Below are 4489 nucleotides of genomic sequence, written 5' to 3'. Positions count from 1 at the left end.
CGACGGTTCCGGCCGTCTTCGTTCAGATAACGACAGAAGCAAGTAAGGATTGCATCAATGACTAACATTCAGCGTGCGCGTCGCCAGGTCCGCCTGTCCCGCGCTCTGGGCATCGCCCTGACTCCCAAGGCCCAGCGCCTGTTCGAGAAGCGCCCCTATGGCCCCGGCGAGCACGGCCGCAGCCGCCGTCGCACCGAGTCCGACTACGCCGTCCGTCTGCGTGAGAAGCAGAGGCTGCGCGCCCAGTACGGCGTTTCCGAGAAGCAGCTGCGTGCCGCCTATGAGCGGGGCACCCACGAGTCCGGCCAGACCGGTGCCGCCATGCTTCGCGAGCTGGAGTGCCGCCTGGACAACCTGGTCCTGCGCGCCGGCATCGCCCGTACCACCGCCCAGGCCCGCCAGTACGTGGTTCACCGCCACATCCTGGTCGACGGCAACATCGTGGACCGCCCCTCCTACAGGGTCAAGCCTGGCCAGACCATCCAGGTCAAGCCCAAGAGCCAGACCATGGTCCCCTTCCAGATTGCCGCAGAAGGCGTCCACCGGGATGTGCTGCCCGCAGTCCCCGGCTACCTGGACGTGGACCTGGCCTCCCTGAAGGCCAGCCTGGTCCGCAAGCCCGAGCCGGAGGAGATCCCGGTTCAGATCAACATCCAGTACGTGGTCGAGTTCTACGCTCGCTGACCACTAGGAACTTCCACTAGTAACTTTGAGGCCCCGGTCCGTCCGGGGCCTTTTGCATGTCAGGATCTGCCGAGCCTGCTGGGACATGGGTGGGATAATGGGGGCATGTTGCTCCATCTGTATGCCGTCCGCCATGGGCAGACCTATTTCAACCGCTACAACCGTCTTCAAGGCTGGTCCAACTCGCCGCTGACTGCATCGGGGCTGGAGGATGCCGACCGTGCGGGCCATAAATTGAGCAAGGTGAACTTTGCTGCCGCCTACTGCTCGGACACCACCCGCGCCCAGGAGACGGTCCGCAGAATCCTGGACCAGAACCAGTCGGAGAACAAGCCTGAGCCGGTCAGCGACAGCCACTTCCGCGAGCAGTTCTACGGCTACTTCGAAGGGCAGGACATGGCCATGGCCTGGTGGGCCGCAGGCGCGCCTCATGGGGCGGGCACCTACCAGCAGATTGTGGATCAGTTCGGCCTTGCGGCTACCAGGGACTTCCTCAAGGAGGCCGATCCCTTCGGTGATGCGGAGTCCGACAGCGAGTACTGGACGCGCATTGCCGGCGGATTCGCACTGATTGCCGCCGACCCGCATCTTAAAGATGGCGACCGTGTCCTGCTGATCTCGCACGGCAACACCCTGCTCAGCCTGGTCAACCGATTCGGCGGCGGGCGTTATGACACCAGCAGCCGCCCGAGCAACGGAAGCGTCACCATATTCGACTTCGATACGGAGGCCCCCTTTGAGCGCGCCCTGCAGGTTCGGTCCTTCAACCGTTGAACCGGCTTCAACCGGCCGGTCATGGCCTGGTCTGATAGACGGCGCGTGCTAGCGTTGTCCCCAGTATCGTACCAATGGAAGAGAGGTAGCAGATGGACGTAGGACAGATTGCCGGCCTGATAGCGGCCATTGCCTTCGCTATCTTGGCAGGGTTTCTGATCTATCCCCTGATTCGTCTGGGGAAGCTCTTCGACCAGCTGGCACAGACCATCAAGCAGGCGGGCGACCATGTCGTGCCCACCCTGGACGAGTCCGCCAGCACGGTCACCCAGCTCAACCAGACCCTGACCGACGTCAATCGCATCTCCGCAGCGGCCTCGACCACAGCAGGCAACGTCGGCGCCCTGACCGATCTGTACGGATCGGTGCTGGGCAAGCCGGTCATCAAAGTGGCAGCCTTCCTCTATGCCCTGCGCAAGACGATCTCGTCATTCCTTTCTGGTGGCCGCAACAGCGCCGAATCCAAGTCCTCCACAGCAAAAAAGGCCAATGACGGCCAAGGGAACGAGGGGAGTACCCGCTGATGTTCAAACGGATCTTCTGGATGGGCCTGGGCGTCACGGCAGGCGTAGTCCTGGTGACCAAGGCCGAGGCCTATGTCAGGGCCAATACCCCCAAGCGTGCAAGGGAATTCGTGCTGGGCGAGGACCAGGACCAGGTGGCCTCACGGACCCTGTCCGGCCTGGTGCGCCAGTTCACCCAGACCATGCACCAGCGGCAGGACGAGCTGGACCGCCGCTATCTGGACCGTTTCCAGGGCTGAGCCTGGGGCGGACAGGCCAGGACAGATGCGCCTGGCCGGTGTAAAATCACCATATTCAGCTAAGAGTCCGGAATGCGGGCGACCTGTTCGCACCCCGGACAACCGAGTCATTTGGACGACCCGTTATCCCCTCGACGTTCACCGGGTCTGAAGGAGCAGAAGCAGCATGCGTACATCGGAAATCGCCAAGCGTTTCCTCGATTATTTCCAGGACAAGGATCATCTGGTGGTTCCCTCCGCCTCCCTGATCTCGCCCAATCCCACCACGCTCTTCACCATCGCCGGCATGGTCCCCTTCATCCCCTACCTGCTGGGGGAGCAGACCCCGCCCAGGAGCCGTATGGCCAGCAACCAGAAGTGCGTGCGCACCCTGGACATCGACGAGGTGGGCAAGACCACCCGTCACGGCACCTTCTTCCAGATGCTGGGCAACTTCTCCTTCGGGGACTACTTCAAGGAGGAGGCCATCCACTATGCCTGGGACCTGCTGACCAAGCCCCAGGACCAGGGCGGCTACGGCTTCGACTCCGAAACGATCTGGGTGACCACCTACACCGACGATGACGAGGCCCGCTCCCTGTGGAAGAACGAGGGCTTCGACGCCGAGCACATGGAGATCCTGGGCATGGAGGACAACTTCTGGACCACCGGCGGCCCTGGCCCCGGAGGCCCATGCTCCGAAATCTATGTGGACCGCGGTCCTGCCTATGGCAAGGAGGGCGGCCCATCGGCCGACGAGAACCGGTACATCGAGATCTGGGATCTGGTCTTCGAAAACTACGAGGTGGACAACGTACGCTCCAAGACCGACCTGCACATCGTGGGCGAGCTGGAGCACAAGAACATCGACACCGGCGCCGGCCTGGAGCGCCTGGCCTACCTGCTTCAAGGCAAGCAGAACATCTACGAGACCGACGAGGTCTATCCCGTCATCCAGGCTGCCGAGAGCCTGTCTGGCCGACACTACGGCGATGACGCCCAGGATGACGTACGCTTCCGTGTGGTGGCCGACCATGTCCGCTCGGCCCTGATGATTATGAGCGACGGCGTCCGCCCCAGCAACGTCGGCCGTGGCTACGTGCTGCGCCGTCTGCTGCGCCGGACCATCCGCTCCATGAAGATGCTGGGTGTGGACCAGGAGGTCCTGCCCCAACTCTTCCCAGTCTCCAAGGATGCCATGGCCCCCAGCTACCCAGAGCTCAACGACACCTTCTCCGAGGTGGCCGAATCGGCCTATGGCGAGGAGCTGGCCTTCCGTCGGACCCTGGACAAGGGAACCACCATTCTGGATACGGCCGTCAATAAGGCCAAGAGCGGAAAGGGCGAACCCGAGGTCTCCGGCAAGGATGCCTTCACCCTGCATGACACCTACGGCTTCCCCATCGAACTGACCCTGGAGATGGCCTCCGAGCAGGGCGTCAAGGTGGATCAGGACGAGTTCCGGAAGCTCATGAACGAGCAGAAGTCCAGGGCCCGCGCCGATGCCATGAAGAAGCGGCATAACGTGGATCTGAGCGTCTACGACGATATGCGCAAGAATCTTGACGAGCCTCAGGTCTTCCTGGGTTACACCGACTTCTCCAGCCGCTCGACCGTCCTGGGCATCATCCAGGAGGGCAAGGGAGCGGTTCCGGCCGTCAAGGCGCCCGCCCAGGTTGAGGTGATTCTGGACCGCTCTCCCTTCTACGCCGAGGCCGGCGGCCAGCTGGCCGACCAGGGGGAGATACTGACCGACGATGGGGCCGTACTGGAAGTGGACGACGTGCAGAGGCCCATCAAGGGGCTGACCATCCACCGCTGCCGACTGACCGAAGGAACGCTGACCCTGCAGGCCAAGGTCACGGCCACCATCGACCGGAACCGGCGCGGTGCCATCGCCCGTTCGCACACCGCCACGCACATGGTCCACAAGGCCCTGCGAGAGGAACTGGGTCCCCAGGCCACGCAGCGCGGCTCTGAGGATGCACCCAACAGGCTGCGCTTTGATTTCCAGTGGTCGCAGGCCCCTAGCCGTCAGGCCATGGATGCGGTGGAATCCCGTGTCAACGACCGCCTGCGTGACAACTTGGCCGTGACCGCGCAGGAGATGAAGTATGACGATGCCATCGCCCTGGGCGCCATGCATCTGTTTGGGGAGAAGTACGGCGACGTGGTCCGTGTGGTCTCCATTGGCGAGGACGGCTGGAGCCGCGAGCTCTGCGGGGGAACCCATGTGGATCACGTGGGCAAGATCGGTGCGGTCTCCATCATGTCCGAAGCCTCGGTGGG

Annotated in this window: 5 protein-coding genes; all 5 read left to right on the top strand. The window is 63.2% G+C overall.

Annotated elements, in window-relative coordinates; translation table 11 throughout:
- Window positions 1-57 precede the first annotated feature (57 nt).
- A complete protein-coding gene (rpsD, locus tag AC0AP0_RS09335) occupies window positions 58-684 on the top strand; it encodes a 30S ribosomal protein S4 (protein ID WP_015021916.1) in 627 nt (208 codons plus the stop codon).
- A 105-nt stretch (window positions 685-789) separates the two neighbouring features.
- Window positions 790-1458: a histidine phosphatase family protein gene (locus AC0AP0_RS09330; RefSeq protein WP_490430265.1), complete on the top strand. Its 669-nt coding sequence runs from the start codon at window positions 790-792 to the stop codon at window positions 1456-1458.
- 92 nt (window positions 1459-1550) lie between these two features.
- A complete protein-coding gene (locus tag AC0AP0_RS09325) occupies window positions 1551-1982 on the top strand; it encodes a DUF948 domain-containing protein (protein ID WP_490430264.1) in 432 nt (143 codons plus the stop codon).
- A complete protein-coding gene (locus AC0AP0_RS09320) occupies window positions 1982-2221 on the top strand; it encodes a hypothetical protein (protein ID WP_024627396.1) in 240 nt (79 codons plus the stop codon). The genes AC0AP0_RS09325 and AC0AP0_RS09320 overlap by 1 nt, the downstream gene beginning before the upstream one ends.
- 166 nt (window positions 2222-2387) lie before the next feature.
- A partial coding sequence (gene alaS / locus AC0AP0_RS09315; RefSeq protein WP_490430263.1) for an alanine--tRNA ligase occupies window positions 2388-4489 on the top strand: 2102 nt, incomplete at its 3' end.

Source organism: Bifidobacterium sp. POST2/T3 (B1) (assembly GCF_058197115.1).
Note: the sequence above shows the minus strand (reverse complement) of the source record. Positions and strands in the feature narration are given on the sequence as shown.